We start from the raw sequence: 26,853 nt of genomic DNA on the forward strand, positions 1-26,853 counted from the left end.
ATGACACTCATCGGTTTAAGAACATATATGCGCCCAATCATCATGGCGGTGATGGCATTAGTTGCAGTTTTGGTTATTCGTCATATTTGGAATTACTATAACGCGGAACCCTGGACACGAGATGGGCGTGTACGTGCAGATGTTATCGAGGTTTCGTCCGACGTTTCGGGTTTAATTACTGAGGTTTTGGTCGAGGATAATCAATCTGTCACCAAAGGGCAAGTGTTGTTTAATATTGATGTTGCCCGCCAAGCAGTAGAATTGGAGCAGGCGAAATCTGATCTGGCCAATGCAAAAGCAGGGCTTGCGAAAGCAGAAGCTGAAATGGCGCAGTCTAAAGCCAATATTGTGAAATCTCAGGCCAATATTGTACTCGCGGATAAAAATGCCAGTCGATACGCTAGCTTGATGGATGGCGCAATTTCGAAACAAGAACAAGACCAAATGTTTGCGATCCGTGATCAATCCCATGCTGAACATACACAGTTAGAAGCCGTCATCGAGCAGGCCAAAGCAAATATTATTCAACAAAAAGCGCTCATCGAGGTGGCCCAAAGCCATGTCAATTTAGCTCAGTTGAATCTAAAGCGCTCGGCAGTTGTTGCTCCAGCAGATGGCACCATGTCAAATTTTGAATTGAAGGCAGGCAACTATATTCAAGTTGGACAGCCTGTCGCCGCTTTGGTCGACCGTAAAGCACTCTATGTGGTGGGATATTTTGAAGAAACAAAACTCAATAAAATTCATGTCGGAGATCAAGCGACAATTCAGTTAATGGGCGACTCTGAAAAAATCAAAGGTCATGTGCAAGGTATTGCAACTGGTATTGAAGATCGTGAGCGTAGTTCGACTTCAGGGTTACTCGCCAATGTTAATCCGACATTCAGTTGGGTTCGTTTGGCACAGCGCGTACCGGTAAAAATTATTTTAGATGAAGTGCCGCATGATAATTTGGCCTTTGTCGCGGGTCGAACAGCCACAGTGCATATTGGAACCAGCTAAAAGAGAGCTTTAACTTTAAAAAAAAACACCCCAAAGGATGTTTTATATTACTCAAAGAACACGACTTAAGGCTGGATACCTTGTGGATGACGATACCAACTTTCAATAAACAGCGCTGCTGCAATACTGTCTGCAGAAACGTTCTTTCCGCGACCTTGTGCCTGATAGTGATCTAACTCATCCCGTGCTTCACGTGTGGTTAAGCGCTCATCCACCATCCATGTTTCAATGTTGGTTTGATGACGTAAGCGCCGTGCAAATTTACGGGCGCGCGCAGACAGTTCAGATTCCGAATCATCCATATTTAAAGGTAGGCCAACCAAGAACAGATTCGGTTGGTGTTGCTTCACAATTTTCAACAGTTCATCCCAATTGGGGATACCATCTCTCATCGGGAAAAGCGCCAAAGGAGTCGCGCTTTCAATGATTGAGGAGCCGACCGCCATTCCTGTTTTTTGTGTACCAAAATCAAAAGCCATAATCAGCTTCGGCTGTTTCAAATCAGGCATGTCCAATCTCTGAAGATAACCAAGTCCGATCTATGCCCAGTTTTTTATAGGCAGCATCCCAGCGATCGTCATAAGGTAGGTTGAAAATTAAATCCATATCCGAGTCGCAGATGAGCCAATCACCGCGTGACATCTCATCTTCGAGTTGGTTTTTGTCCCAACTGGCATAGCCTAAAGCAATTTGATAGCGTCCAACGCCTTGATTTTGAGCAATTGCATCTAAAATATCTTTTGAGGTGGTAATACACAGGTTTTCATCCATGGCAATGGAGGAGTGCCAAGTCGGTTGACCGGTATGAATCACAAAACCCGCTTCTGGACGCAGTGGACCGCCTTGTAAGACCTCATGCGGGCGCACGAAATCTGCCTCAATGTCTAAGTCATTTAACAACTCTTTAACTTGAATGCCTGCGGGACGGTTAATGATGATCCCTTGAGCGCCATCTTCATCGTGCCGCGCGATATACACCACTGTATTGGCAAAGAAATCATCTGCCAAATCTGGCGGGGCAATTAGACAACGATGGGTCAGAAATTGTTTGCTCACCTAAAGGCTTCTCCTCATTTCATTCAAAGATAGATATCCAGCGTACTTTAATATCAACATACTCGACTCAATTAAATTCAACAACGCATTTGTGTGAACACCGAGCTGCATCTTTTAAAATAAAGAGATATTGATCAGGCTTTTCGTGCTTCAGAAAAAACACTTTATTGACCTGAACTAATATATACATTGATTCACTGTGATTTAAATTAGAGCAATCCGACCGTCTAAACTAAAAAGCTATGCTAAATGGAAAATCACATAAGAAAAGAGAAGACCTATACACCAGAAGGCTGCTGAAACTTCAACTGACGCAGTTGCTTGGCGTGCTGTAATGTGGTTTCGCTAATCTCAACACCACCGGTCATACGCGCTAGTTCATCAATACGCGCATCTTCTTCAAGTTCAATAATGGTACTGCTGGCAGGATCAGTTTGTAATTTTTTCACCAGTAGATGCTGATCGGATTGCGCTGCAACCTGTGCTTGATGGGTAATACATAAAATCTGTACATGTTGACCCAGACCTGCCAGTAAGCGACCCACAATTTCGGCTGTTCCACCACTGATGCCGACGTCTATTTCATCGAAGACCAAGACTTCTGCTTCAGTTTTTTCAGCATTCATCACTTGCATGACCAAAGCAATACGTGACAATTCGCCCCCTGACGCCACACGAGCCAGCGGCTGAGGTGGTATGCCCTTATTTGCGCTAAACAAAAGTTGAATAAAGCTAAAACCTTCAGCAGAAGGTTGCTCTAAGGCATCAAATCTAAACTCAAAATGCGCCTCAGGCAGCGCCAACTGTTTGACCTGTTCGGTTAAATGCTTTGCTAAAGGCTCAGCAGCTGCACGGCGAATATCATCGAGATGCTGTGCTTTTTCTAAAAACAGTTGATGGGAAATTTCAACCTGTTCCGCCAACGCTTCAGGGTCTTCCAGTTGATGCAATTGTTCTAGCTCAAGTTGCCAAGCCTCAAATTGCCCTTTCAGCTCCTCAGGTTGAATTCGATATTTTCGCGCTAAACGGTGGAACACTTCGAGTTGAGTATTCAGTTCTTCCATCCGTTCAGGGTCAAAACTTTGACGATCTATAAACTGTTTTAGACTGGCGCTGGCATCATCGAGTTCACTTTGTGCATTGATCAGTGATGTATAAATCCCAGAGAGCTGTTCGCTACGTCCAGCATGGGTTTCTAAACGGCGAATAATGGTCGAAATTTCTTGAGTAATATTCTGTTCGGCTTCATCCAGTGCATTTACCGCATAACTACAGTCTTGCATGATGTGTTCATGATGACTTAAGCGATCAAATTCTTGTTCAATCTCTTTATAATCCACTTGAATCACTTCTTCGAGTTCTTCAAGTTGCAGATTTAAATTTTCAATGCGTTGTAAGCGGTTGGTCTGTGCATCCAGCGCCGCTTGATGCTGACGAATATTTTTTTGCCACGCGTTGTAGCTGTCTTTGACCGCCAAAGTGTCGGCAGCAAAATTACTGTAACGATCCAACCAATGCTTGGGGTAAGGTGGTTCTAATAGCTGCTGCTGGCTGTGTTGGCTATACAGTTGTACCAACAAGCGTCCAATTTCTTTGAGCTCCGAGAGACTGCTCGGGCGTCCATTGATCCACGCCTTAGTGCGACCTGTGGCAAAAATCACCCGACGTAAATGAATTTCACCCGATTCATCTGCCAGTTCATGAGTGTTCAGCCATTCGGCTTCAGGACTGTGCTCACGATAACTGAAGACCGCAGTGACATCTGCCTTATCTGATCCATAGCGGACATAATGGGTGTCCGTACGTTCGCCCAAGCATGCCGAAAGCGCATCGAGCAGTAACGATTTACCTGCGCCCGTTTCACCGGTGAGCACATTGAAGCCTTGTTCAATATCAATCGATAAATGATCTGCTAAGGCAAAATTGATCAGAGTTAAGTGTGTCAGCATAAACGCATCCAAGCTGCGAGAAGTGTGGTTCTAAGATAGTGAAGTTTTGTTTTTGTCACAAGTGACTAAATATTCTAATGTAAAATGAATGATGATAATTCTAACTTAAAACGACTATGAAAATGAAAATGAAATTGCCATGACCAAACATGCAGCAGTAGATGAATGGTTAAATAGAAGCAAATGATTCCATTGCATACATGACTCTTATTCACATAGAAAGCTAATTTTGGCAGGTATGCGGGGCAGATTTAAGGTGTATTTACGCATTTAAAAGTATATATGAAAGATTATATTTCAACAGGTAGATATCCTGCTAAGCGAGTAATGGATCAAGATTATTTGCGCTATTGTATTTGAACAATCTTGGCACAAAGTGTACTCATCCATGACAGTCAAAATTTGGATCCAAACGCTTTGGCATTTCCACCTTCTACACATTACAAAGGATTTTGAAGATTTCGCACCATTCCATGTGGGGATGAATGAAGATTCATCTGAAGTCTAGGCAAAGATGAGTATTTTGGGTGCTGATCGTGTCGATTGGACTTTGGTCGATGAGCATGCGCAAACAGTTTGTCGCTATACTACACATGTTTTACATGATGCTAAAATTTTGCTGGAGTTGCCGCGCAGTTATGGACTAAAACTCAAATCAGAAGAATGGAAATTGTTTATGTATCCGACTGAAAACACTGATTGATTAGTTGTGACTTCACAATTAAACTACGTCAATTAAAATTTATAAAATGCGCATTATTTGGAGAATACGCATGAATTCACGATTCGATCATGTATCGGTATTAAAAAAATCAAATGTCTATTTTGGCGGTGCGTGTATTAGCCATACGGTGCAATTTGAAGATGGTACAAAGAAGACCCTTGGGGTGATTCTGCCGACTGAACAGCCGCTGACTTTTGAGACGCATGTGCCAGAACGTATGGAAATTATTTCAGGCGAATGCCGTGTAAAAATTGGGGATAGCGAAGAACATGAGCTGTTCCGTGCAGGTCAATCTTTCTATGTGCCTGGCAACAGCCAATTCAAAATTGAAACAGATGATGTTTTAGATTATGTCTGCCACTTAGAAGGCTAATCTCTGCCTGAACTGAATTTGGCAAAGAAATTTTGACCTAAATCAGTTAAACTAGAATTCAAATGAAATCCTGTAAAGTTGGCTTTGCGGGATTTTTCTTTTCTGTTTTTTAATTTTTGAATCAAATCAATTGAGGTCGTTCATGGCTAAACCCGAATATTATTATGGCATTCATTCTGTGGAGTCATTATTGGAGTTAGAACCTGAACGTGTTTTGACTTTATTTGCTTTAAAAGGCCGCGATGATGTTCGCTTAAAACGTATTTTCGAATTGGCAGATCCGTTCGGGGTTAGCATTCAAAAAGCCAGTCGTGAAAGTTTAGAAAAATTGGCGGGTCAGCCTTTTCATCAAGGTGTGGTGGCAGCGGTTCGTCCACATCCCATTTTAAATGAAAATGATTTAAATGAGCTTATTCAAGCCAATCCGAATGTGATGTTACTGGCGCTCGATCAAATTACAGATCCGCATAACCTCGGTGCATGTATTCGTACTGCGGCGGCTATGGGTGTTGATGCTGTCATTGTTCCGCGTGACCGCGCCGTAGGCTTAACCCCAACAGCACGTAAAGTGGCGGCGGGTGGTGCTGAAAAAGTTAAATTTATTCAAGTGACCAATTTGGCACGTACCTTGAATAACATTAAAGACGAATTTAATGTTCGCGTGATTGGTACGATGTTGGATGAACAAGCATTACCCATTCATGAATGTGATTTAACGGGTCCAATCGCCCTTATTATGGGTGCTGAAGACACAGGTTTACGCCCAATTACTCAATCGCAATGTGATCAAAAAGTATTTATTCCAATGTCTGGAAATTTACAAAGCTTAAACGTCAGTGTCGCAACGGGTATGGCGCTGTATGAAGCATGTCGTCAGCGTCAAGCAAAATAATCCGAGTCGTTTAGCGATGTGATGGTCAGCAAATTTCACATCGCTTTACGCTCGCCCAAAGAGAGTTCACATGGTACTGCCCACCCGTTATCAAGGTTATGCATTTGTAGCGATTACAATGTGTATTTGGGGTGGGTTCACTATTAGCTCTCGTTTGAGTGCGCTGTGGCATATTAGTGCTTGGGATATTACTGCACTGCGTTTTATGTTGGCATTTATCATTCTTATGCCGATTTTGATTTATAAAAAAGACACTGCATTTTTATTCAAAAAAGAACCCTTTATTTTAGCGATGATCGGCGGGGTGGCGTACTGCCTCACCTGTTATAGCGCTTTTCAATTTGTTCCTGCGGCACATGCGGCTATTTTTTTAAATGGCTGTATTCCACTTGCCACCGCTGTTGCCGCTTTTGTGTTTTTCAAGCAACCTTTTGATGGTCATACCTGGGCAAGCTTAAGCATCATGCTGTGCTCAATTCTAGTAATGTCATTTTTGATGTATCAAGCCACTGGCGTTGCTTTTAGTCTGGGCGATCTGTTGTTTTTCATCAGTGCGATTTGGTGGGGTATTTTTACAGTCCTGCTAAAGCAGTGGAAGATTTCTGCTTGGCATGCCATGTCTGGGGTCGCGATTTGGTCGGCGCTGGTATATATCCCGATTTATCTGCTATTTATTCCGAAACATTTGGCTCAGCCGCAGCTGGAGCATTTAATCATTCAGACCATTTTTCATGGGATTTTTGTGGTGATTATTGCCACCTTGACCTATATCGAAGCGATTAAACGTTTAGGTGCTTTTAAAGCTGGAAGTATCGTGACTTTGGCACCTTTTATTGCGGCGATTATTGCCGTGCCGCTACTCGGTGAACCCTTAAGTCTGGCGATTGTATGTGGCTTAATCGGTATGGGCATTGGGGCATTACAACCGTGGCGCTGGTTGAGAACAGACAGTTTGCAGCAAAAACTCAATGAACAAAACAAGCCGTCGAATTAAGACGGCTTGTTTTTATGGCTCAGCTTTAAATAGTTTTGATGTAATATTTCAAGTTGGGCGTAGAGGTGATTCAGGTCACCATCATTTAACACCACATCATGGGCAAGAGTGAGCTTTTTTTCACGCGACATTTGAACCTGAATGATTTTTTCGATCTGTTGAATAGACTGACCATCACGCTGGCTGGCACGTGCAATTTGATGTTCAATCGGCGCATCAATTAATAAGCTTCGATCGGTGAGTTGATGCTGATTGGTTTCAAACAATAAAGGCGAGACCAAAATCACATAGGCACTGCTGGCTGCCGTTAATTGTTGAATGATGGACTGTCGAATTGCAGGGTGGGTAATCGCTTCAAGTTGCTGACGTGCTGAGGCTTCTTTGAAAATATATTCACGTAATGCAGTGCGATTTAACTCGCCATTGTCTAACAGCACCCAATCGCCAAACTGCTGTTGGATTTGTTCCAATGCAGGTTGACCTTTTGCGACGACTTCACGAGCGACTATGTCGGCATCTACGACCGTAATCCCTTGAGTTTCAAACCATTGACTTGCAGCCGATTTGCCGCTGCCAATTCCCCCTGTTAAACCCAAAATAAACGACATCTGCCTTCCTAAAAGATGGATGTATTATCCACCCAAATAAATTTTCATGATTTGCTCTCCCCATAAAAAAGCAATCCAACCCGCAATGGCAATATAAGGACCAAAGGCGAAGGGTTGATTTTGCTTTTTGATTTTGAGGAGAATGATGCCGATAATGGCACCGACCAATGATGAGAGTAAAACAATTAAAGGCAACAGAAAAGGGCCCATCCAAGCGCCTAAGGCGGCTAACAGCTTAAAGTCTCCATAACCCATACCTTCTTTGCCTGTGACCACTTTAAATAAATAGTAGACAATCCAAAGACATAAGAAACCGATGAGATAACCCCAAATTGCAGATGTGGGTGAGGTATAAATCGCGTAACTGTTCACGCCTAAGCCCAAAGCAGCCAAGGTTAAGGTATAACGGTCAGGCAACAGCTGTGTATCAAAGTCGATAAAGGTTAGTGCAATCAGTACCCAAGTTAAGACCAAGCCAAACAGCATTTGAATGGTAGGACCATAGACAGCCACTACAGTGAGTGAGCAGATGGTCGTCAAGAGTTCAATCAAGGGGTAGCGCATACTAATCGGATTTTGGCATGCGCCACATTTTCCACGGAGCACCAGCCAGCTCACCACCGGAATATTTTGGTACCAACGAATGGGAGTTTTGCATTTTGGGCAGGTCGATGCCGGCTTGCTCAGACTTAGCTTACTTTCATCAATGATCGGTTGTTCAGGATGAAGCAGCATTTGGCATTCTTGATGCCACTCTTGCTCCATCATTTTAGGTGTGCGATAGATCACCACATTGAGAAAACTCCCCACACATAAACTCAGAATCCCGATCGTGAGATACAGCGCGAGAGGGTTTTGAATCAGATATACAATAAATTCGTTCATTAAACCACGGAGCCCATCTGGAAAATAGGAAGGTACATGGCAATCACCAAGCCACCGACGAGTACCCCAAGCACAGCCATAATTAAAGGCTCCATCATGGAGGTTAAGCCATCTACGGCATTGTCGACTTCATTTTCAAAGTGGGTTGCGACTTTATCTAGCATGGCATCGAGTGCACCTGACTCTTCACCAATCGCCACCATTTGTATCGCCATAGAAGGAAATAGGTTGGTGGCACGCATAGCAAATTGAAGCTGCTGACCAGTAGAGACATCGTCTCGAATACGCATCACGGCTTCTTCATAGACCACGTTGTTGGTTGCACCAGCAGTGGATTGCAATGCATCGATCAGCGGTACACCTGCTGCAAAGGTGGTCGACAATGTGCGGCTATAACGAGCAATAATCGCTTTATAAACCAAATCCCCAAAAATAGGTGCTTTGAGTGCCATTTTATCCAAAGTGTCACGGAATTTTTTACTGCGTTTTTTGGCTTCTAAAAAAGCGAAAATCACCGCAATAATCACAATCAGTAAAACAAACCAGTATTTTTGTGTCCAATTGGACATACCCACCACCATTTGGGTGAAAGCGGGAAGTTCTGCGCCGAAAGAGGCGAACATTTCCGAAAACACAGGCACCACTTTGACCATCAAAATAACGGTCACAATCAAAGCGACCACAATGACAGCCATTGGATATTTCATGGCTTTCTTAATTTTTTGTTTTAACAGCTCACTTTTTTCTTTATAGATGGCCACGCGGTCCAGCATGGTCTCAAGTGCACCTGACTGCTCGCCGGACTCAACCAGCGAGCAAAACAATTGGTCAAAATGCTGTGGATATTTTTTCAAGGCACCTGCGAAAGTATTCCCCCCTTCGACTTCACCTTTAATCCCCAAGACGACTTCACGCATGCTAGGGTTATCTAAACCTTCAGCCACAATTTCAAAGCTTTGCACCAAAGGCACACCTGCTTTCATCATGGTCGCCAACTGGCGGGTGAAAATCGTGATATCTAAAGTCGAAACTTTTTTCTTCATTAAACCTTCGAGAATATTTTTACGTTTTTCTCGAATGGATTTGATGGTGATGCCTTGCTTACGCAAAGTGACCTTTGCCAACTGCATATTACGTGCAGGCAGCTCCCCTTTAACTTTTGTGCCTTTTCGATCAACCCCATCATATGCAAATGTTGGCATCATTTGCGCTTTTTTGACCGCCATACTGTGTTCCTTGTAATATTTTTAATTATTCACTGGTCACGCGGTTCACTTCTTGTAATGAAGTTAAGCCACTGATGACTTTCATTAATCCAGAACGTCTTAAATTATTAAACCCCGATTTTTCAGAGGCTGCTGCAATTTCAAGTGCATTGCCATCTTCCATAATAATCTTAGAAATTTCAGGGGTCACTTTCATGACTTCGTAAATTCCGATACGACCTTTATAGCCGTCACGGCATTCTGTACAGCCCACCGGCTTGTAAATTTGTAAATCAGGATCGGCTAAATCTACTTCAGTAAAACCCATTTCAAATAAGCTTTGTTTGGGAATATCTACGGGTGCTTTACAGTGATGACATAGGCGACGTGCTAAACGCTGTGCAATCACCAAATTGACGGAGGTTGCGATATTAAAAGAAGGTACGCCCATATTACGTAAACGGGTCAATGTTTCTGGTGCACTGTTGGTATGCAGTGTTGACATCACCATATGACCGGTTTGCGCCGCTTTAATGGCAATTTCAGCGGTCTCTAGGTCTCGAATCTCACCGACCATAATAATGTCTGGATCTTGACGTAAAAAAGACTTCAATGCAGCAGAGAAGGTTAGCCCCACTTTGGTGTTAACGTTAACCTGATTAATCCCTTCCAAGTTAATTTCGACTGGGTCTTCGGCGGTTGAAATGTTAGCCGTTTCTGTATTTAAAATATTGAGACCGGTATAAAGCGATACGGTTTTACCTGAACCTGTCGGACCTGTAATCAGTAGCATGCCTTGTGGTTTCTCTAAAGCATCCATAAACAGGGCTTTTTGAGCAGGCTCATACCCCAGCGCATCAATACCCAGCATGGCACTGGATGCGTCTAGGATACGTAAAACCAGTTTTTCACCAAACAGAGTAGGTAGGGCGTTCACACGGAAATCAATGGCTTTGGTTTTGGACAGCTTAAGCTTAATACGACCATCTTGGGGTACGCGCTTTTCAGAAATGTCCATTTGTGACATGACTTTTAAACGTGAGGCTAAGCGGTTCGCCAGTTGTAAGGGAGGATTGGCAATATGACGTAAAACGCCATCGACACGATAACGAACCCGATAGGACTTTTCATAAGGTTCAAAGTGTAAATCTGATGCACCCATGCGAATCGCATCGACCAACAACTTATTGATGTATTTTACAATCGGAGAGTCATCACCAGAAGGCTCATTATCATCTTCAGTCTTGGAGTTATCTGTGTCGATGACATCAACGTCTAGGTCTTCATCACCAAAATTAAAGTCATCTGCTTCGGCAAAATTTTTCTCAATAAATTTTTCTAATTTGTGATGTTCAACAATTACGGACGAAATATTAAGTTTGGTGTTGAAGCGAATCGCATCCAGCGCTTCCATGTTGGTCGGGTCGCTGGTCGCAACGAACAGTGAGCTGCCACGTTGAAAAATAGGCACAACCAAATGCTTATTGATTAAATTGGCATCAGTAATGTCTTTAGGCAATAACTCAGGATTGAATGAATCTAGGTCAAATAAAGGTTCACCAAACTCTTGCGCCACCAATTCAGCAATTTTAAGTGGTTTAATATTAAGATGTTCAATGAGATACGGAATAAGTTTTTGTTTATTTTTCTTAGAACTATCCAAAGCAGTTTGCATTTGTTGGGCAGTCAAAACACCTTCGTCGACCAAGCGACGATTAAACCCCGAAAATTTTGGTACACTTTGCTCTAAAGTCATCCCCAATGCGCCCTAAATTATTTTATAATTTGAATACGAAAATTATACGTTTTTGACTGAAAATTTCTATACTTAAAACAAATAATATCAAGTGATTCATCTAAAAAACCATGAATCACGGTCAGTTTAAGGAATTAGTGAGGAATCGGTCATTGTTTGTTTTTTAGCAGATATCGCTTCGGTCAAACGCTTGAATATGAAAATATACGTTAATTTAAAAAAATCCGTGTAGAATGTGCGCATTTTAGAGAGAAGGTTAGATCTATGTCGGGTTCGACAATTACTCCGTGGGTTGTAGGCAATTGGAAGATGAACCCAATGCAGGCTAACGCTCAACAATTAATTCAAGATTTAAAACAGCAATTACAACAGGGCGATATCTTAGAAGGTCAATGCCGTATTGGTGTTGCTCCACCTTCTATAGCTCTTTCGTCTGTACAAGCGGAACTTGCAAATGCAGCAATAGATGTGATTACTGTTGCGCAAGACGTTTCTCGTATTGCAGGAACAGGCGCGTATACAGGTGAAGTCAGTGCGGATCTGCTCAAAGATAGCCAGATCACCTATGTACTGATTGGTCACTCTGAACGCCGTGAAATTTTTGCAGATACAGCATCTGTAGTGGCTGAAAAAGTGAAACATGCATTGGCTGCAGGTTTACATATTATTTACTGTGTCGGTGAAAGCTTAGTGCAGCGCGAAGCTGGGCAGGCTGAACAAGTGGTGCTACAACAAATTTGTGATATCAGTGCTGTGGTAGAGGCAGAGCAGTGGGCAAATATCACCATTGCCTATGAGCCGATTTGGGCCATTGGCACAGGTAAAACCGCATCACCAGAAGATGCTCAAGCGATGCATGCTAAAATTCGTGAAGGCTTAACCCAGATTACCCCGCAAGGTCCAAGCATCGCGCTTCTTTATGGTGGTAGTGTAAAAGCTGAAAATGCCGTAGAGTTAGCGGCTTGTCCAGATATTAATGGTGCGCTGGTTGGCGGCGCATCTTTGAATGCAGAGTCTTTTTATCAAATTGCTCATGCATTTGCTCAATCAAAATAATTAGGAGTTCAGCATGCAATCTTTTGTCTTGGTGGTGCACATCATATTAGCCGTTCTGATGATCGTATTAATTTTGGTGCAACATGGTAAAGGGGCAGATGCAGGAGCTTCATTCGGTGGCGGCGGTGCTGCGACTGTATTTGGTGCTTCAGGTTCAGGCAATTTTTTAACACGTCTAACCGGTATTTTGACTGCAATCTTCTTTATTACCAGTATTAGCTTGGCGTATTTCGCAAAACAGCAAACCTCAGATGCTTACGGTTTGAAATCGATCCCTGCGACAGAGCAGGTTCAGCAAAAAACGCCTGAAACTTCGACAACTGCACCAAAATCAGCCGAGTAATTGAATATTTTGCTTTCAATTTCATGGTGAAGCTACTAGAATGCGACACAGCTGCGGTGGTGGTGGAATTGGTAGACACGCTACCTTGAGGTGGTAGTGCTTTCGGGCGTGGGGGTTCAAGTCCCCCCTTCCGCACCAACTTATGAATCCAGAATATAAGTTGGTGTAAGTGGCTAAATTTTCTGTTGTTGCGGGATGGAGCAGTCTGGTAGCTCGTCGGGCTCATAACCCGAAGGTCGTTGGTTCAAATCCAGCTCCCGCTACCAATCAATCTTATTTTAGAAGCAAACTAAAGTGAGCAGTTTGATTTAATTAAACTGAGAAGATTTTTTGCATTTTGTTGCGGGATGGAGCAGTCTGGTAGCTCGTCGGGCTCATAACCCGAAGGTCGTTGGTTCAAATCCAGCTCCCGCTACCAAGTTTATTGGTGCTTATTTTTCATTGATTCTTGGCTTGCTTGTCGGGCTCAACTCTTGATGAGATATAGCGAAGGTTGTTGGTTCAAATCCAGCTCCCGCTACCAATTTTAATTAAGAAGCAACTTAATTAAAGCAAAAAGAAATTTTTGTAAATTTAAATGTATGTTGTTGCGGGATGGAGCAGTCTGGTAGCTCGTCGGGCTCATAACCCGAAGGTCGTTGGTTCAAATCCAGCTCCCGCTACCACTTTTTGATAAGGGTGCAACCTAATCAAGACAAGTGCGAAGAATTTTGATTGAAAAATGATTCGAATTTGTTTATAATTTTGCACGTTGATGCGGGATGGAGCAGTCTGGTAGCTCGTCGGGCTCATAACCCGAAGGTCGTTGGTTCAAATCCAGCTCCCGCTACCAAGTTTCTTAAAGAGGCTCACAACTAGGTGGGCCTTTTTGCACAGTGGACTTTGGTTTTCTGTGTAATAATAGGGGCGATTGCGCCCTTTTTTATTATCTATCGTGTAGTGTGGACATCAATTGGTCAAATTATCATGCTATCACTATAGTAAGTTTGTATCGGTCAAACGACCGATTGAATCGCACATAAATGACGAGAGTAAATGAAGTTATCTAATAAAACCCAAGCATTATATGAACTTATCGCACCTGCTGTATCGGCATGCGATGTTGAACTTTGGGGTGTAGAATTTACACCTCAAGGCAAACGTTCACTTGTACGTATCTTTATTGATAAGCCAGTGGTTGAAACTGCAGAGCCTATTATTTCTGTAGACGGCGAAGAAGAAAGTCTTGGTCGTGGTGTTGGTGTACAAGATTGTGTTCGCGTGACACAACAAGTTGGTGCAATTTTAGATGTACATGATCCGATTTCAGGTGAATATGCATTAGAAGTTTCATCTCCAGGTTGGGATCGCCCATTTTTCAGACTTGAACAAATGCCTGCCTACATAGGTCAGCAAATTGCACTACGTTTGATTTCTGCGGTTGAAAATCGTCGCAAATTCCAAGCGAAGCTGGTTTCAGTTGATATCGAAAACGAAATAATTCAAGTCGAAGTAGAAAATCAACATGTGCTAGAGATCGATACGCATAATATCGATAAAGCCAATTTGATCTATCAGGACTAAATTAATTTAACTAAAAAGAATTTGAATAGTAGGTGACTTATGGGCCGTGAAATTCTTACCGTTGCAGAGACGGTTAGTAATGAGAAAGGTGTTAGTCGTGAAGCAATCTTCGAAGCACTCGAGCAAGCGCTAGTCGCTGCAACGAAGAAAAAATTCTACGAAGGCACAAATTCTGAAGAAGCAGAGCTGCGTGTAGAAATTGATCGTAAAACTGGTGAATACAGCACTTTCCGTCAATGGACAGTGGTTGCCGATGAAGATCATGAAATGCCTGCTTGCCAAGATGCAATTTCAGATCTAGATCCTGAACAGTGGTCAATTGGCGACGTTCGTGAGCTTGAAGTACCATCGATTGAGTTTGGTCGTATTGCTGCACAAATTGCAAAACAAGTGATCGTGCAAAAAATTCGTGAAGCTGAGCGTGCATTAATCGCAGATGCGTATGAATCTAAAGTCGGTGAAATTGTTTATGGTGAAGTGAAAAAGCAAACCAAAGACGGTTTCATTATCGATTTGGGTGAAAATGCTGAAGGTTATCTTGCGCGTGAAGAAATGATCGCCAAAGAAATTCTACGTCCAAAGCAACGCATTAACGCAATTCTGTTTAACGTAAACCGTGAAGGTCGTGGCGCTCAGCTACAATTGACACGTGCTAGACCAGAAATGCTCATGGCGTTGATGAAGAAAGAAATTCCTGAAATTGCTGAAGAAATTATTGAAATTAAGGCAGCAGCTCGTCAGCCTGGTGTTCGTGCTAAAATTGCAGTGAAGACCAACGATCATCGTATTGATCCAGTCGGTGCATGTATTGGTATGCGTGGTACACGTATCCAAGCAGTACAGTCTGAGTTAAATGGTGAGCGTATTGACGTTGTTATCTGGTCTGATGATCCTGCACAGTACATTGCAAGTGCTCTAGAGCCTGCTGATGTATCGGGTATTGTGATTGATGAAGATGCACGTACTGCAGATATCATCTTTGCAACCAGCGATCAATTGGCTCGTGCGATTGGTTCACAAGGTCAAAATGTTCGCCTTGCTTCAGAATTAACGGGTTATAAACTCGATATGATGTTGGAAGATGAATACCGTGCACGCCAGCAAAGCGAAGCACAACAATACCTAGACATGTTTGTTGGTCGTCTAGATATTGAAGAAGACCTTGCAATGGCATTGGTTGAAATGGGCTTCACTTCACTTGAAGAGATTGCCTATGTACCTGCTGAAACATTCGACGAAATCGAATTGGATGCAGACACTGTAGAATTATTACAAAGCCGTGCCAAAGAAGTTACATTGGCAGACGCTTTGAAAGAGCAAGAAAGTATTCAAGATCCAAGTCCAGAACTTCTAGCAATGGAAGGGATGACAAATCAATTTGCTTTAGCTCTAGCCGCTCGCGGTGTAATCACTGTAGATGATTTAGCTGATCAGGCAACTGACGATATTTCTGATATCGAAGGTTTAGATACTGAGAAAGCGGGTCAACTCATTATGAAAGCACGTGAATCATGGTTTAACTAATTGGAGGTCATACATGACAGATAAGTCAATACAAGAGTTAGCAGTCAGCGTAGGTCTTCCAGTTGAAAAACTATTAGATCAAGTGCGAGATGCTGGATTGCCACAAGCAAAACCAGAAGACACAATCTCGGTTGAACAGCAAGACCGTCTAGTTTCTCACTTGAAAAAAGTGCATGGACAAAACGACGGCAGCGCAGGAAAAATCACGTTGAAACGTAAAACGACAAGTACAGCAAAAGTTGCGAGTACCTCAGGTAAAGCTAAAACCATTAACGTTGAAGTTCGCAAGAAGCATACGTTTACTAAGCCAAATCCTGAACAAATTAAAGCAGAAGCGCTTGCAAAAGCGGCTGAGTCTAAAGTTCAAGCTGAACAAAAGCCAGATTCTGCAGAGCAAAAGCCACAAGCGGTTGTAGTAAATAATGCGACAGCAAATTTAAACGCAATGCGTGCTGCAGCGAAAAACGAAACTGCAAAGCAAGAAGTTTCTAAAGCTGCCGTGGTTGTAAAACGCAAATCTACGAACAAGCCAATTGTGAAGCAGGTTGTTAAGGTTTCAGAAACTGCTGAACAGAAGAAACTTCGTGAAGCTCAATCTGCACAATTAAAAGCAACTGAAGAAGCGGCACGTCGTAAGTCTGCTGAAGAAGCACAACAACGTACGCTTGAGCAAATGCGTCAAATGGCGTCTAAGTACTCTGCGGACGAAACGACTCCAACGATTCGTGTTGTGGATGATTCTCCACTTGCTGCTGGCCTTGTGGGTCAGGCTTATGAAGATTCATTTGCGAAAGAAGACCGCGAAATCAAACGTGGTACCAATACACCGACTGCTCGCGCACCGAAAAAAGGTGGACGTCGTGGTCAAGAAGAGCAAAGCTTCAATAAACAGCCTAAACGCGGTTTAAAAACAAGCCAAGGCAACAAGCACGGCTTCGAAAAACCAGTTAAAAAGCAAGTTTATGATGTTGAAATTGGTGAAACCATTGTTGTTGCAGATCTTGCAGCGAAAATGGCCATCAAAGTTCGCGAAGTGATTAAATCACTCATGAAAATGGGTGAGCTTGTGACTCAGAACCAAGCGATTGAGCAAGAAGTTGCTGCACTCGTGGTTGAAGAAATGGGTCATAACCCAGTTCGTGTATCTGACACGCAAGCTGAAGACAACTTACTTGTTGCAGCTGAAGAAGCGCGTGGTATTCAAACCACACGTGCGCCAGTTGTTACGATCATGGGTCACGTTGACCATGGTAAGACTTCACTTCTTGACCATATTCGTCGTGCAAAAGTTGCTGCAGGCGAGGCGGGTGGTATTACTCAGCATATTGGTGCTTACCACGTTACAACTGACAAAGGTATGATTACTTTCCTAGACACCCCTGGACATGCGGCGTTTACGTCTATGCGTTCACGTGGTGCGAAAGCGACTGATATCGTGGTTCTGGTTGTTGCAGCAGATGATGGTGTAATGCCACAAACTGCGGAAGCCATTGATCATGCGCGTGCTGCGGGTACGCCAATCATTGTTGCCATTAACAAAATGGACAAAGAGTCTGCTGATCCAGATCGCGTATTGAATGAATTAACTGCGAAACAAATCGTTCCTGAACAATGGGGTGGTGATGTTCCAGTCGCAATGGTTTCTGCGCATACCGGTCAAGGTATTGATGATCTTTTAGACTTGATTTCGATCCAAGCTGAACTTCTAGAGCTTAAAGCGTCTGAAGAAGGTGCTGCACAAGGTGTTGTTATTGAAGCACGTGTAGACAGCAACCGCGGTGCGGTAACCTCAATTCTGATTCAAAACGGTACATTGAACGTGGGTGATCTTGTTCTTGCAGGTGCATCTTACGGTCGTGTTCGTGCGATGACAGATGAAAATGGCAAACGCATTAAAACTGCAGGTCCTTCAATTCCAGTTGAAATTTTAGGTCTTCCAGAAGCGCCAATGGCGGGTGACGAAGTTCTTGTGGTAACCGATGAGAAGAAAGCGCGTGAAGTTGCTGATGCTCGTATGGACCGTGAACGTCATCAACGTCTTGAGCGTCAAAGCGCAATGCGTCTTGAGAACCTTATGGCGTCTATGGGCAAGAAAGATGTGCCTATTATCAACGTGGTTCTTAAAACTGACGTACGTGGTACTTTGGAAGCGCTTACAGTTGCATTGAATGGCTTGTCTACAGACGAAGTTGGCGTACGTGTTATTGGTTCGGGTGTCGGTGCAATCACTGAATCTGACGTGACACTGGCTGAATCTTCTGAAGCAGTTCTACTTGGATTTAACGTACGTGCGGATACTACAGCACGTCAAAAATCTGATGCAGATGGCATTGATATTCGTTACTACTCAATTATTTATGAATTGATTGATGATGTGAAAGCGGCAATGAGCGGTAAGCTTGCGCCTGAACATCGTGAGACGATTCTAGGTGTTGCGCAAGTACGTGAAGTATTCCACTCAAGTAAATTTGGTGCGGCTGCAGGCTGTATGGTGCTTGAAGGTATGCTACATCGTAACAAACCGATTCGCGTATTACGTGATGACGTGGTTGTGTTCCAAGGTGAGCTTGAGTCTCTTCGTCGCTATAAAGAAGTGGTTGAAGAAGTTCGTGCAGGCATGGAATGTGGTCTTGCGGTGAAAGGTTATAAAGACATCAAAGCACTTGATAAGATCGAAGTATATGATGTTCAATTGATTAAACGGAGTCTTTAATGGCGGGTAGTCAACGTCTAAAGCGCATGGCAGATACAGTGCAGAGAGAGCTCTCTGTACTGATCCGTCAAGAGCTGAAAGATCCACGCTTAGGTGGTCTCGTGACCATCTCTGCGGTGAAAGTGAGTCCTGATCTTGGTTATGCTGAAGTTTACGTTACCGTGATGGGTCGTGAACTTGGCGATGAGCAAAGTGAAGCGGCGAATAAAGAAACGCTTGATGTTTTAAATAAGGCATCTGCTTTCTTACGCCACGAATTGAGCCGTCAAATTAAGACACGTATTACACCGCGTCTGCGTTTTCATTATGATAAAACCAATGCATATGGTAACTATATGTTCGGTCTGATTGCTGAAGCTGTGAAGGATTTACCTCCTGAAGAAGCGAAGAAAGACGACGAATAAATATTACTGATATAAAAAAGCCACCTACGGGTGGCTTTTTTATGGCTTCTACTATAATTTCAGTGAATTAAATAGAATTAAAATGAAAATGAAAAAATTACTGTTAACCGTGTTTATCTGCCTAAATTCATCTATTTCATATGCATGTATTAATACTTATGTCTTTGATTTAGGGCGTGATGGAATAGATAAAAAAACAGCTTTAGAAAAATTAAAAAATTCAAATAAAAAGCCGAAAACGTATAAGGAAATGAATGATTATGGCGTTTTGCTGATTTATGCACATCAATATAATCAGGCAATCAAAATTTTTAAAGAGATTGAAAAAAATCATCCCTTACTTGCAAAAACGGCAGCTAACTTAGGTACTGCTTATGAGTTAAAAGGTGATTTAAAAAAAGCAACATATTGGATTGGTGAAGGAATTAAGCGTGATTCAAACATACACGAAGGTAGTGAGTGGATACATCTTAAAATTTTAGATGCTCAAATGGAGCAACAAAGAAATCCAAATTGGATTAGATCAAATGATGTACTTGGTCTTGATTTCGGTGATCGTGCTGCGCCACATGTAAAAGTGAAAATGATTCAATTTAATCAGCAAAATTATAATTTAGAAAAAATTTTAGCACACAGTAAAATTCAGATGGATCAACGATTAAGATTTGTAGAAAAAGATCCAATTACAGCTCAAATTTTATTTAATATGGCGAATATTGAAGTCATTCAAATGAGCTGGGAAGAAGATGCAGCACCTGTTTTGTATTCGACTGCAAGTCGTCTAGGCTATAGTCATCCAGAACTCTTGGAGATACGTAAAAATTATATTCTTACTTCAAAATGGTATGCGTTCAAAAGGGTTTTTGCTGAAATAACACATTTCTTTCGTCATTTAATGGTATGACTAAAATTTACTGGATAAAGAAAGAATACAATTCAGCACTAAAATTTGTTTAAAATGATTTTATATGAACAATTACAAATAAATACTGAGGAAAAACTCAATGAAAATGTTAAAAATGACCATGGTTTCAATTGCGCTAGCAAGCACACTGACCTTGTCAGGTTGTGGCTATAACACGTTACAAGCCAAAGATGAATCTGTGACAGGTTCGTGGGCTGAAGTCCAAAACCAATACCAACGTCGCGCAGATTTAGTGCCGAATTTGGTCAATGTCGTAAAAGGTTATGCCAAGCATGAAGAGCAAGTGCTCACCGAAGTCACTGAAGCACGTGCCAATGTTGCGGGCTTAAAAGTTGATAAAGAAGTTTTAGAAAATCCAGAACTGTTCAAAAAATATCAAGAAGCGCAGTCACAAATGACCAGTGCTTTGTCACGTCTACTTGCTGTCACAGAAAACTATCCAGATTTAAAAGCCAATGAGCAGTTCCGTGATTTACAAGTACAACTTGAAGGTACAGAAAACCGCATTGCTGTGGCGCGTAACCGCTATATCTCGACTGTTCAAGATTACAACACTTACGTTCGTCAATTCCCACAAGCGATGACAGCAAAAGTGATTGGTATGGACACCAAAGAAAACTTCAGTGCTGAATCAAGCGCGCAAAAAGCACCAACGGTTTCATTTAACTAATCGTTGACACATCACATTGATCAAAAGCATTCAACGGTGGTTTGCAACATCACCGTAAATGAAGCGTCTAGGGAGATAAGGTGCAACTATGCTTGAACTGAGAGATTTCAGATTTCTGCAAAACTTCAAGGCGTTATTGATTGCCAGTTTGATTTTGCTTGCGAGCATAGTTGTGCCCTCTGCTTATGCAGAAACGGCAACAGCTGTAGACACTGAAGAAGCGGTCATCCTCAAAAAAATCATTCAGCCCGATCAACAACAGTCAAATGCGCCAAATTCAGCAGCGAGCGGTTCTACAGTCAGCCCTTCGGCAAATGACCCATCATCTACACCTGCGAATCGCAACGTTACTCCTGTTGAAAATGATATGGCGGATGGAGAGTCTATTCGCACATTACCGACTCTAAATGCGCCTGTCATTGATCAAGCCAATATCCTTTCAGCAGCTCAAAAGTCGCAGCTGGAAAGCCAAATTCGCAATGTGTATGATCAAGGTAAAGCGCAGATTGGCATTGTGATTGTGCCGACCACAGGGCAAGAAAGTATTTTTGACTTTGCCATGCGCACTGCTGAAGCATGGAAATTAGGGTCTGCTAAACAAGACAATGGTTTACTGATTGCTGTAGCGGTCAATGATCGCAGACTGCATATTGCAACCGGCTATGGTCTTGAGGGTGTCATCCCCGATATCATTGCCAGTCGAATTATACGTGATCAAATTACCCCTTATTTTAAAGCGGGACAATATGGTCAAGGTTTGATTTCGGGTGTGACTGAAATTGAAAGAATTGTCAATTTAGACCCTGAAATTGCACAGCAAGCCGCAGACGAATTAAAGGAGCGCCAAGCTCAAGCTTTACACGAGCAACAAGCCAAAGAGAAAACCTTGAGTACGGTCTTTTTTATCTTGATTGCAGGCATTGTTGCGTCATTTATGATTGGTAATCGACTCAGTGCTTCGGTCGCAGGGGTGACTGCATTTGCTGCCAGTATGATTTTTGGCTCTGGCATCATTATGAGCTTAATGTTTGGGGTCGGAATTTTCTTCCTACTGTTTACCTCGATTGCACAGTTGATCTTTAGAGCCTTCTTGTCAGGCGCTGGACGTGGTGGCGGAGGCGGCGGATTTGGCGGTGGGGGCGGTTATAGTGGTGGTGGCGGTGGATTTGGCGGGGGAGGAGCATCAGGCTCATGGTAACGAAAACAGAGACAACTGAAATTATTACACAACCAAAAATTCGGGAACAGGCTCAGCCTAGTTTTAAGCGATGGCTCAAGCATTTTTTTTATATGCCTGCATCTAAACGATATTTCTCTAAACAAGATCAGTTTGCCATCGCGGAAGCGGTGAAAGTCGCGGAGCATGGACATATTGGTGAAATTCAAGTCGTCATCGAAGGTCATATCCCCAGTAGTCTCGCTTATACACAAGATACCAAGTTACGTGCGCAACAGCTGTTTGCAGAACTGGGTGTGTGGGATACAGAGCAAAACAGCGGTGTGCTGCTATATTTAAATCTGTGTGAACAGAAAGTTGAAATCGTGGTTGACCGTGGGATTAAACAAGCAACCCAGCAAAGTGTGTGGCAAACCATTTGTGATCACATTGTTCTAGAGTTAAGACAAAAGCATTATCGCCAAGGGGTTATTGTGGGTGTGAATGAAATTGGAGAAATCTTAAATTCATTTTATGATCATCAAGTTGATGATAAATTTAATGAGTTGCCGAATTCACCACTCATATTGAATTGAAAACTAAAAAAACTGACAAAAATTGTCAGTTTTTTACTTAAAATTACATATAAAAACATAATGTAAAATAAATATTGAAAAGCTCATCACAAAAACTAGAATAGAGCTTAAGTTGATGGGCAATTGAACTTTTCAAGAGTGATTAGTTGCTGATCTCAAAGTTAAACATAAAGCTATAAAAACATAAATCATTGGAGAAATGTTATGAACGCTCAAAAAGGTTTTACCTTAATTGAATTAATGATCGTTGTTGCGATTATCGGTATTTTGGCTGCGATTGCGATTCCTGCATACCAAAACTACACAGCTAAATCTCAAACTGCTGCTGGTCTTGCAGAAATTTCTCCAGCAAAAACAAATGCTGAAGCGAAATTAGCTGAAGGAATTTCTGCAACAATTGCGACTGCTTCAGCGTTAGGTATTAATGATTCAAGTCGTTGCACTCTCAAAGCCTCTGTTGCAGCAGATGGTGCTTCAACTATTCAATGCACTTTAAAAGGTACAAAATCTGTTAATGGACAGATTATCCAATGGGTTCGTACTGCTGATAATGTAGATGGTACAATGGGTAAATGGACTTGCAAAACTAATGTAGTTGAAGAGTTACGTCCTAAAACTTGTGAAGGTTCACCGACTGCTATTTAACAAATAGGGGGGAGCAGATGAGCTCCCTTTTTTATGAACTATCAAATGATTTTATCTTTTTTACTATATAGTCTAGTAATTTTGAATCCAATTTTCATTAAACCTATTAGTAGCTTTATATCTGAATACCTCGCTTTTTGTACTTTAATTTGCTTATCAACACTAGTTATAAAAATTAGAAAAATTTATATTTTTAATTTTTCTTTAATTCTACTGCCAGTTATAATATCACTTATATTAAATTTGCTCTTTTTAGAATTTTCAATTTTTTTTATTAGTTTATATTCGTGTGGATTTTTTATTACGGGGATTTTGGGGTTTAATCTTTATAGTACTAAAAATACTTTAATTAATTTTTCTTTAATTTTTCTTTTTTTAGGTTTAGTCTCTGCTTTATTGGCTAATATCCAATGGTTAGGTTTTTCACAAAATCAAAATTATATCTTAGGTTTAGTGGGGAATCGCCCATATGCAAATTTTGCCCAGCCTAATCATTTAGCAACATTTCTATTTTTAAGTTTGATTTCTTTATATTATTTATTTGAAAAAAATAAAATTAGGCCATTATTTTCATTGATATTATCATTTTTCTTAATATGGGGCATCGTACTTACACAATCTAGAACAGCATGGATAGTGATATTTTTCATCCCTTTATTTCTGTTGTTCAAATCAAAGAAGATGAGTTTAAATATTAAAAAAATTCAATTGGCTGGAATTTTTAGCTTATTTTGGTTAATGGTGATTAGTCTACCTTATGTCAATCAATTACTTGCTCCATATTTCAATATTGCGCAAAGTAGTACATTGATTGAGCGTGCAACGACTGGGCATTTACGTCTCAATATATGGAATCAAATGATCCATGCTATTTGGGAAAAGCCATGGTTTGGCTATGGTTGGGGGCAAACTACAGCGGCACAATATGCAGTAATTGATCGCTATCCTGGTACAGAGTGGGCATCTAGTGCGCATAATATCCTTTTAGATATTTTAGTTTGGTGCGGTATTCCATTAGGATTACTTATCATTGGATATTTTGCTTATTTGTATTTTAGTTTCTTTTTTAAATCTAAATCTATTGAGACAGTCTGTGCAACTTTGATGATTTCAGCAGTGCTTATACATGCCATGCTTGAATATCCGTTACATTATGCTTATTTCCTACTGCCTGTTGGCTTCTTGTGTGGTATTTGCTTAGCAGAACAAAAGGTTAAAACATTTAAAATTAGCAATAAATGGGGCTATTTAATTGTTCTCATCGGATTTGGATTGTTGTATCAAGTATTCAAAGAATATGACCAAATTACAGACAATATGGTTGCAGCAAATACACATGAAATGAATGAGTTTAAAACAGAGCTTATTTTACCTTACGATTCAATATTCTTTGATAAGTTTGAAGATCGTGCAAAGTGGATTGCGCAATATCCTTATATGGAAGTTGATCAAAAAACATTAGATTTAGCTGAGCGAAATTTAAATGCGTATTTAACTTCTTACGATTTACACAAATATGCGACCTTGCTGGCTCACAATGGCGATAAAGAGAAAGCCATACGCCAACTCAAAATTTTGAAAATTATGTACGATGAGGATGTAAGTTATGAGAGTTTATTTATCAAAAAACCAAGTGTAAATGTACCATTAGAAACAAATAGTCCAACGAATAATTAAGAGAAAATAATGAAAATTAATAAAGGCTTTACGTTTATAGAGCTAGTGATTGTTTTGGGAATTATTGGTATCTTATCAGCTCTAGGATTTACCTCATATCAAGGTTATGTATATAAAACGAATGTATCGGCTTGCTTGTCTGAGGTGAAGTCCTATGCAAATTTGGTTTATTACAACTTGGATGAACAGATTAACACTGATGAATTACCTAAACCAAATGCTCCGAATTGTGATCAGATTACAGATGCATCCCAATGGAATAAGGATACAGTAGAATTATTGATTCAAGCAAAAAGTAAAAAATCACCTGAAATTAATATTCAATGTGATTTGTCACTAGGTGCAAGTTGTGAAATATTATGAAAGTCATAGATTAAATTACATCTGGTGTAAACTAAAAAAGCTATAATGTTCGAAAAATCATTTAGCTTAACTATGACTCGTTTTCTATATTATTTTACAATCGTATTTCTATTTTTAGCTTGGCTCATCCCTTTCCATAAAACCCCATGGCCCACATTCTCCTCTGAAATTCTCACGTTTCTTTCAGCATCATTTTTGCTGTTAAGCTTTTATACTCAAAAAATAGAGATTCCCAGACCTCAGCTTTTTGCTATTCCATTACTGAGCATTCCGCTGATGCAGCTTGCGACGGGTCAAATCCTTTACGCCTCCAATGCGATTCTTTGCTTCGCCTATATCCTGATGTTTTGGTGCATGGTCATTGCGGGCTTTAACCTATCAAAAGATGCTAAACAACGAGAAGCAGAACGAGAAAGAGTATTTTCAATTTTTTCTGTTGTGGTACTGGCGGTCGGTTTAATTTCAAGTGTGATTGCCATCTGTCAGTGGCTCAACTTAAGTTCATACTTTTCACCGTGGATGTATACCTTTAAAGGCAATCGTCCCTATGCCAATCTGGCACAGCCGAATAACTTAGCCACTTTACTGTCAGTTTCACTCTTGGCATGTTTGTATTTTTATGAAAAAAGAATTATCAAAACCCTCTATTTGGTTCCGTATTCAATCCTACTCATGTTCAGTATTGCACTGACGCAATCACGTACCTCTTGGGTGGTGTGCCTGTTTATTTTGGTGTATTTGACCATTAAACAATGGCATACCAAACCACGTTTGGGAGTGCTTAAGCTACTGGGTTGGGTCGGTGTATTTATTGTCATGATTAGTACACTCCCTATGGTTCAGCAGTGGGTTGCCTCTGTTTTAAATCAAAATATGGTTGAGACAGCATCAATAATTGAGCGTGCATCTTCAGGGTATCTCAGGCTCGATATGTGGTCACAGCTTGGGGTAGCACTTAGTCAGCAACCATGGTTCGGCTATGGTTGGAATCAAACAGGCATGGCGCAAATTGCCGCAATCGATGCACATCCTTCGCATGAATGGTATAAGAGCGCACACAATATTGTCTTTGATCTACTCATTTGGAATGGCGTGATTCTGGGTAGTATGATTGTACTGTATCTGGCTATGTGGCTGTATTGGTTAAACAAAGGCGTAAAAGACACCGTTTCAATTGTTGCCACCCTGATGGTCTGCGCCATTCTCATTCATGGCATGCTTGAGTTTCCTTTACATTATGCTTATTTCTTACTGCCTGCGGGTTTCTTACTCGGGATGATTCAAGCGCAATATCGAAGCTTGCCTGCTGTTCAAGTCAGTGGCAAATATTTTGTATTGATTGCTATCCTCGCCATCGCGGGTTCTGCAGTTTCAGTGCGTGATTATGTCTTATATAAACAGCAAAGTGTCATCGCAGGTCAAAAAACGCCGCTCACAGATGCACAGCAAAATGTGATGCAAAAAGACATTTGGTTACTGACGCAGTTTAAAGAGCGCATCTGGTGGATTCAACTCAATCCAAAAACCCAAATGACTGAAGCTGAGCTTACGCATATAGGGAAAATGGTCGCAAATCTCGCTTCTAAATACGATTTATATAAATATGCCCAAGTTTTGGCATTCAATGGTAAAGCAGAGGAAGCCAAACATCAGTTGTGGATTTTAGAAACCCTACACGGGCAAAAGCGAAGTTATGCAGCGCTATTAAAATAATTTGAGATCAGAAAAGTTGAAGTTAAAAAAATCCCCAGAATTTGGGGCTTTTTTTAATTAA

General features: G+C 41.4%; 26 protein-coding genes and 5 tRNA genes. 24 read left to right on the forward strand and 7 right to left on the reverse strand.

Features of this window, described 5'->3' with window-relative positions; translation table 11 throughout:
- The gene (locus tag AMD27_RS01405) at nucleotides 1-1,002 is read left to right on the forward strand and encodes an HlyD family secretion protein (RefSeq protein WP_067655345.1); all 1,002 of its coding nucleotides are present in this window, start codon (nucleotides 1-3) and stop codon (nucleotides 1,000-1,002) included.
- Between the two features lie 65 nt (nucleotides 1,003-1,067).
- Here the strand turns inward: AMD27_RS01405 and ruvX are convergent, their stop codons facing one another.
- The 3 genes from ruvX to recN form a co-directional block, all read right to left on the reverse strand.
- Complete coding sequence (gene ruvX / locus AMD27_RS01410; RefSeq protein ID WP_067655348.1) at nucleotides 1,068-1,511, reverse strand: Holliday junction resolvase RuvX; 444 nt, start codon at nucleotides 1,509-1,511, stop codon at nucleotides 1,068-1,070.
- Nucleotides 1,504-2,058 (reverse strand): YqgE/AlgH family protein, encoded by a 555-nt coding sequence (locus AMD27_RS01415; RefSeq protein WP_067655351.1) that lies wholly within the window; start codon nucleotides 2,056-2,058, stop codon nucleotides 1,504-1,506. The genes ruvX and AMD27_RS01415 overlap by 8 nt, the downstream gene beginning before the upstream one ends.
- A gap of 278 nt (nucleotides 2,059-2,336) precedes the next feature.
- Entirely contained in the window at nucleotides 2,337-4,007 is a 1,671-nt protein-coding gene (gene recN / locus AMD27_RS01420; RefSeq protein WP_067655354.1) for a DNA repair protein RecN, read from the reverse strand.
- Nucleotides 4,008-4,521: 514 nt separating this feature from the next.
- Between recN and AMD27_RS01425 the strand changes: the two genes are divergently transcribed.
- The 4 genes from AMD27_RS01425 to AMD27_RS01440 all read left to right on the forward strand — a co-directional run bounded on the left by AMD27_RS01425 (nucleotide 4,522) and on the right by AMD27_RS01440 (nucleotide 6,990).
- A complete protein-coding gene (locus AMD27_RS01425; protein ID WP_067655357.1) occupies nucleotides 4,522-4,710 on the forward strand; it encodes a hypothetical protein in 189 nt (62 codons plus the stop codon).
- Between the two features lie 70 nt (nucleotides 4,711-4,780).
- The gene (locus AMD27_RS01430) at nucleotides 4,781-5,104 is read left to right on the forward strand and encodes a pyrimidine/purine nucleoside phosphorylase (protein ID WP_067655359.1); all 324 of its coding nucleotides are present in this window, start codon (nucleotides 4,781-4,783) and stop codon (nucleotides 5,102-5,104) included.
- Between the two features lie 142 nt (nucleotides 5,105-5,246).
- On the forward strand, nucleotides 5,247-5,996 hold the full coding sequence (gene rlmB, locus AMD27_RS01435) for a 23S rRNA (guanosine(2251)-2'-O)-methyltransferase RlmB (RefSeq protein WP_067655362.1): 750 nt from the start codon (nucleotides 5,247-5,249) through the stop codon (nucleotides 5,994-5,996).
- Between the two features lie 70 nt (nucleotides 5,997-6,066).
- The gene (locus AMD27_RS01440) at nucleotides 6,067-6,990 is read left to right on the forward strand and encodes a DMT family transporter (RefSeq protein WP_067655364.1); all 924 of its coding nucleotides are present in this window, start codon (nucleotides 6,067-6,069) and stop codon (nucleotides 6,988-6,990) included.
- Here AMD27_RS01440 and coaE read toward each other — a convergent pair.
- Genes coaE through pilB form a run of 4 tightly spaced genes read right to left on the reverse strand, consistent with a single transcriptional unit; the run spans nucleotide 6,987 to nucleotide 11,444 of the window.
- The gene (coaE, locus tag AMD27_RS01445) at nucleotides 6,987-7,598 is read right to left on the reverse strand and encodes a dephospho-CoA kinase (protein ID WP_067655367.1); all 612 of its coding nucleotides are present in this window, start codon (nucleotides 7,596-7,598) and stop codon (nucleotides 6,987-6,989) included. The genes AMD27_RS01440 and coaE overlap by 4 nt on opposite strands.
- Nucleotides 7,599-7,622: 24 nt before the next feature.
- Nucleotides 7,623-8,483: a prepilin peptidase gene (locus AMD27_RS01450; RefSeq protein WP_067655370.1), complete on the reverse strand. Its 861-nt coding sequence runs from the start codon at nucleotides 8,481-8,483 to the stop codon at nucleotides 7,623-7,625.
- Nucleotides 8,483-9,709, reverse strand: coding sequence for a type II secretion system F family protein (locus AMD27_RS01455; protein WP_067655373.1), 1,227 nt, complete (start codon nucleotides 9,707-9,709; stop codon nucleotides 8,483-8,485). The genes AMD27_RS01450 and AMD27_RS01455 overlap by 1 nt, the downstream gene beginning before the upstream one ends.
- A 25-nt stretch (nucleotides 9,710-9,734) precedes the next feature.
- Nucleotides 9,735-11,444: a type IV-A pilus assembly ATPase PilB gene (pilB, locus tag AMD27_RS01460; RefSeq protein WP_067655376.1), complete on the reverse strand. Its 1,710-nt coding sequence runs from the start codon at nucleotides 11,442-11,444 to the stop codon at nucleotides 9,735-9,737.
- Nucleotides 11,445-11,708: 264 nt separating this feature from the next.
- On the opposite strand from pilB, the gene tpiA reads away from it, so the two are divergent.
- The 19 genes from tpiA to AMD27_RS01555 all read left to right on the forward strand — a co-directional run bounded on the left by tpiA (nucleotide 11,709) and on the right by AMD27_RS01555 (nucleotide 26,792).
- Complete coding sequence (gene tpiA / locus AMD27_RS01465; RefSeq protein ID WP_067655379.1) at nucleotides 11,709-12,500, forward strand: triose-phosphate isomerase; 792 nt, start codon at nucleotides 11,709-11,711, stop codon at nucleotides 12,498-12,500.
- Nucleotides 12,501-12,513: 13 nt separating this feature from the next.
- On the forward strand, nucleotides 12,514-12,843 hold the full coding sequence (gene secG, locus AMD27_RS01470) for a preprotein translocase subunit SecG (RefSeq protein WP_067655382.1): 330 nt from the start codon (nucleotides 12,514-12,516) through the stop codon (nucleotides 12,841-12,843).
- 53 nt (nucleotides 12,844-12,896) lie between these two features.
- Nucleotides 12,897-12,981 (forward strand) — tRNA-Leu (locus tag AMD27_RS01475).
- 51 nt (nucleotides 12,982-13,032) lie between these two features.
- Nucleotides 13,033-13,109, forward strand: a tRNA-Met gene (locus tag AMD27_RS01480).
- A 75-nt stretch (nucleotides 13,110-13,184) separates the two neighbouring features.
- Nucleotides 13,185-13,261: transfer RNA gene (locus tag AMD27_RS01485), tRNA-Met, on the forward strand.
- 170 nt (nucleotides 13,262-13,431) lie between these two features.
- Nucleotides 13,432-13,508 (forward strand) — tRNA-Met (locus AMD27_RS01490).
- Between the two features lie 90 nt (nucleotides 13,509-13,598).
- A tRNA-Met gene (locus AMD27_RS01495) sits at nucleotides 13,599-13,675 on the forward strand.
- Between the two features lie 203 nt (nucleotides 13,676-13,878).
- Nucleotides 13,879-14,406 carry a ribosome maturation factor RimP gene (rimP, locus tag AMD27_RS01500; protein WP_067655385.1) on the forward strand — a complete coding sequence of 176 codons (528 nt, stop codon included), beginning with the start codon at nucleotides 13,879-13,881 and terminating at the stop codon, nucleotides 14,404-14,406.
- Nucleotides 14,407-14,445: 39 nt separating this feature from the next.
- Nucleotides 14,446-15,930 (forward strand): transcription termination factor NusA, encoded by a 1,485-nt coding sequence (gene nusA / locus AMD27_RS01505; protein WP_067655388.1) that lies wholly within the window; start codon nucleotides 14,446-14,448, stop codon nucleotides 15,928-15,930.
- Between the two features lie 13 nt (nucleotides 15,931-15,943).
- Nucleotides 15,944-18,643, forward strand: coding sequence for a translation initiation factor IF-2 (gene infB, locus AMD27_RS01510; RefSeq protein WP_067655391.1), 2,700 nt, complete (start codon nucleotides 15,944-15,946; stop codon nucleotides 18,641-18,643).
- Entirely contained in the window at nucleotides 18,643-19,047 is a 405-nt protein-coding gene (locus tag AMD27_RS01515) for a ribosome-binding factor A (protein WP_067655393.1), read from the forward strand. The genes infB and AMD27_RS01515 overlap by 1 nt, the downstream gene beginning before the upstream one ends.
- An 82-nt stretch (nucleotides 19,048-19,129) precedes the next feature.
- A complete protein-coding gene (locus tag AMD27_RS01520; protein WP_067655396.1) occupies nucleotides 19,130-19,951 on the forward strand; it encodes a tetratricopeptide repeat protein in 822 nt (273 codons plus the stop codon).
- Nucleotides 19,952-20,051: 100 nt separating this feature from the next.
- Entirely contained in the window at nucleotides 20,052-20,642 is a 591-nt protein-coding gene (locus AMD27_RS01525) for a LemA family protein (RefSeq protein WP_067655399.1), read from the forward strand.
- 88 nt (nucleotides 20,643-20,730) lie between these two features.
- Nucleotides 20,731-21,840: a TPM domain-containing protein gene (locus tag AMD27_RS01530; RefSeq protein ID WP_067655402.1), complete on the forward strand. Its 1,110-nt coding sequence runs from the start codon at nucleotides 20,731-20,733 to the stop codon at nucleotides 21,838-21,840.
- Nucleotides 21,834-22,394: a TPM domain-containing protein gene (locus tag AMD27_RS01535; RefSeq protein ID WP_067655405.1), complete on the forward strand. Its 561-nt coding sequence runs from the start codon at nucleotides 21,834-21,836 to the stop codon at nucleotides 22,392-22,394. Before AMD27_RS01530 ends, AMD27_RS01535 begins: the two co-directional genes overlap by 7 nt.
- 204 nt (nucleotides 22,395-22,598) lie before the next feature.
- The gene (locus tag AMD27_RS01540) at nucleotides 22,599-23,039 is read left to right on the forward strand and encodes a pilin (protein WP_067655408.1); all 441 of its coding nucleotides are present in this window, start codon (nucleotides 22,599-22,601) and stop codon (nucleotides 23,037-23,039) included.
- A 33-nt stretch (nucleotides 23,040-23,072) separates the two neighbouring features.
- Nucleotides 23,073-24,716 carry a PglL family O-oligosaccharyltransferase gene (locus tag AMD27_RS01545; protein WP_081405897.1) on the forward strand — a complete coding sequence of 548 codons (1,644 nt, stop codon included), beginning with the start codon at nucleotides 23,073-23,075 and terminating at the stop codon, nucleotides 24,714-24,716.
- Nucleotides 24,717-24,725: 9 nt separating this feature from the next.
- Nucleotides 24,726-25,079, forward strand: a complete 354-nt coding sequence (locus AMD27_RS01550; RefSeq protein WP_067655414.1) for a type IV pilin protein — start codon at nucleotides 24,726-24,728, stop codon at nucleotides 25,077-25,079.
- Nucleotides 25,080-25,274: 195 nt separating this feature from the next.
- Nucleotides 25,275-26,792, forward strand: coding sequence for a PglL family O-oligosaccharyltransferase (locus tag AMD27_RS01555; protein ID WP_322843235.1), 1,518 nt, complete (start codon nucleotides 25,275-25,277; stop codon nucleotides 26,790-26,792).
- The last annotated feature ends 61 nt before the right edge of the window (nucleotides 26,793-26,853 follow it).

Origin of the sequence: Acinetobacter sp. TGL-Y2 (genome assembly GCF_001612555.1) — a bacterium.
GTDB lineage: Bacteria > Pseudomonadota > Gammaproteobacteria > Pseudomonadales > Moraxellaceae > Acinetobacter.

What these genes read in the sequence shown, in the direction of transcription:
- AMD27_RS01405 (WP_067655345.1), top strand. Translation starts at nt 1, where the DNA reads ATGACACTCATCGGTTTAAGAACATATATGCGCCCAATCATCATGGCG.
- ruvX (WP_067655348.1), bottom strand. Translation starts at nt 1,511, where the DNA reads ATGCCTGATTTGAAACAGCCGAAGCTGATTATGGCTTTTGATTTTGGT.
- recN (WP_067655354.1), bottom strand. Translation starts at nt 4,007, where the DNA reads ATGCTGACACACTTAACTCTGATCAATTTTGCCTTAGCAGATCATTTA.
- AMD27_RS01425 (WP_067655357.1), top strand. Translation starts at nt 4,522, where the DNA reads ATGAGTATTTTGGGTGCTGATCGTGTCGATTGGACTTTGGTCGATGAG.
- AMD27_RS01430 (WP_067655359.1), top strand. Translation starts at nt 4,781, where the DNA reads ATGAATTCACGATTCGATCATGTATCGGTATTAAAAAAATCAAATGTC.
- rlmB (WP_067655362.1), top strand. Translation starts at nt 5,247, where the DNA reads ATGGCTAAACCCGAATATTATTATGGCATTCATTCTGTGGAGTCATTA.
- AMD27_RS01440 (WP_067655364.1), top strand. Translation starts at nt 6,067, where the DNA reads ATGGTACTGCCCACCCGTTATCAAGGTTATGCATTTGTAGCGATTACA.
- coaE (WP_067655367.1), bottom strand. Translation starts at nt 7,598, where the DNA reads ATGTCGTTTATTTTGGGTTTAACAGGGGGAATTGGCAGCGGCAAATCG.
- AMD27_RS01450 (WP_067655370.1), bottom strand. Translation starts at nt 8,483, where the DNA reads ATGAACGAATTTATTGTATATCTGATTCAAAACCCTCTCGCGCTGTAT.
- AMD27_RS01455 (WP_067655373.1), bottom strand. Translation starts at nt 9,709, where the DNA reads ATGGCGGTCAAAAAAGCGCAAATGATGCCAACATTTGCATATGATGGG.
- pilB (WP_067655376.1), bottom strand. Translation starts at nt 11,444, where the DNA reads ATGACTTTAGAGCAAAGTGTACCAAAATTTTCGGGGTTTAATCGTCGC.
- tpiA (WP_067655379.1), top strand. Translation starts at nt 11,709, where the DNA reads ATGTCGGGTTCGACAATTACTCCGTGGGTTGTAGGCAATTGGAAGATG.
- secG (WP_067655382.1), top strand. Translation starts at nt 12,514, where the DNA reads ATGCAATCTTTTGTCTTGGTGGTGCACATCATATTAGCCGTTCTGATG.
- rimP (WP_067655385.1), top strand. Translation starts at nt 13,879, where the DNA reads ATGAAGTTATCTAATAAAACCCAAGCATTATATGAACTTATCGCACCT.
- nusA (WP_067655388.1), top strand. Translation starts at nt 14,446, where the DNA reads ATGGGCCGTGAAATTCTTACCGTTGCAGAGACGGTTAGTAATGAGAAA.
- infB (WP_067655391.1), top strand. Translation starts at nt 15,944, where the DNA reads ATGACAGATAAGTCAATACAAGAGTTAGCAGTCAGCGTAGGTCTTCCA.
- AMD27_RS01515 (WP_067655393.1), top strand. Translation starts at nt 18,643, where the DNA reads ATGGCGGGTAGTCAACGTCTAAAGCGCATGGCAGATACAGTGCAGAGA.
- AMD27_RS01520 (WP_067655396.1), top strand. Translation starts at nt 19,130, where the DNA reads ATGAAAATGAAAAAATTACTGTTAACCGTGTTTATCTGCCTAAATTCA.
- AMD27_RS01525 (WP_067655399.1), top strand. Translation starts at nt 20,052, where the DNA reads ATGAAAATGTTAAAAATGACCATGGTTTCAATTGCGCTAGCAAGCACA.
- AMD27_RS01530 (WP_067655402.1), top strand. Translation starts at nt 20,731, where the DNA reads ATGCTTGAACTGAGAGATTTCAGATTTCTGCAAAACTTCAAGGCGTTA.
- AMD27_RS01535 (WP_067655405.1), top strand. Translation starts at nt 21,834, where the DNA reads ATGGTAACGAAAACAGAGACAACTGAAATTATTACACAACCAAAAATT.
- AMD27_RS01540 (WP_067655408.1), top strand. Translation starts at nt 22,599, where the DNA reads ATGAACGCTCAAAAAGGTTTTACCTTAATTGAATTAATGATCGTTGTT.
- AMD27_RS01545 (WP_081405897.1), top strand. Translation starts at nt 23,073, where the DNA reads ATGAACTATCAAATGATTTTATCTTTTTTACTATATAGTCTAGTAATT.
- AMD27_RS01550 (WP_067655414.1), top strand. Translation starts at nt 24,726, where the DNA reads ATGAAAATTAATAAAGGCTTTACGTTTATAGAGCTAGTGATTGTTTTG.